This window comes from Hyphomonas sp. UBA3601 (assembly GCF_002375605.1).
Classification (GTDB): domain Bacteria; phylum Pseudomonadota; class Alphaproteobacteria; order Caulobacterales; family Hyphomonadaceae; genus Hyphomonas.
Map to the genome: position 1 here is coordinate 5,414 of NZ_DFME01000104.1, position 905 is coordinate 6,318.

Consider the following 905-nt stretch of genomic DNA (forward strand, 5'->3'; position numbering starts at 1 on the left):
TACGACTTTGGGTGCCGGCTTTTCGAAGCGAAGGGCGATCAACGCGGAGGCAAAAAGTAGCACGGTCGCAAAGACCCCCGCCGCAAATATCCCCCATCGCAAATGGACCGCGCCTCGAATGCCGGCTGAGCCCAGGACTTCATCACAATATGCCTTCTGGTTTTGCGCCTGCGCCACGCCAAGACGGGCAAACAGTTCTGCCTTCCCGCAACCGGTCATGTAGCTGGGATGAAGCGTAATGATTTCACCGGATGGAAGCGGATAGGTCGGTGTGATCCTCAGAAATGCGATTTCGTAGAAGCCCCATGTCGCCAGAACCAGAATGCAGCCAGTGCCGGCAAGCAGCTTTCTGATACTAGGCATGACGTGCCTCCAAAGGTTCGACCTCGCCGCCGAGCGCTTTGAGCAGCGCGTCGAACATGGTTTCAATCTGTTCGAGTGAATGGGAATGCCCATCGGTTGCGGTCATCATTCCCCGAAGATCCTGGGACAGCACCGCCAATCGGCGTTCGATTTTCAGGAGTCGTTCGGCCTGCGTGAACGGGTCGCCGTCAGTCAGGCCGGACCGAATGAGTTCACGGGCCACCCCGGTCGGTGTACCGGAAATGCGACGGGCGCGTTCGGCGAGATGGTCGATGTCCTTGACTGCAAGGCGAATGGACAAGGGGCGGGTTGGTTCAGTCATGGATCACCCCGTCGCGGTCGATATAAGGTGCCTCGCAGTCCGACATCCAGGACAGGACGGCGCGGCGACGGTAGCGCACACTCTTGCCAAGTTTCAAGAAGCGTGGTCCGCCGCCCCGGCTGCGCCAGGTGGTCAGGGTGCAGATGGGGACACCCGTCAGCTGACTGACGGAAGGGGTGTCGATAGCCTCGTCAAGCCAGCCTGGATTGCCTTGAAGAAT

General features: G+C 59.4%; 3 protein-coding genes. All 3 read right to left on the reverse strand.

Annotated elements, in window-relative coordinates:
- Positions 1-363: hypothetical protein (locus B4F73_RS10355; protein WP_290483198.1), on the reverse strand; the 363-nt coding region annotated here is incomplete at its 3' end.
- Positions 356-685 (reverse strand): hypothetical protein, encoded by a 330-nt coding sequence (locus B4F73_RS10360; protein WP_290480102.1) that lies wholly within the window; start codon positions 683-685, stop codon positions 356-358. The genes B4F73_RS10355 and B4F73_RS10360, both read right to left, overlap by 8 nt.
- Positions 678-905: hypothetical protein (locus B4F73_RS10365; protein WP_349679560.1), on the reverse strand; the 228-nt coding region annotated here is incomplete at its 5' end. The genes B4F73_RS10360 and B4F73_RS10365, both read right to left, overlap by 8 nt.

What these genes read in the sequence shown, in the direction of transcription:
- B4F73_RS10360 (WP_290480102.1), bottom strand. Translation starts at nt 685, where the DNA reads ATGACTGAACCAACCCGCCCCTTGTCCATTCGCCTTGCAGTCAAGGAC.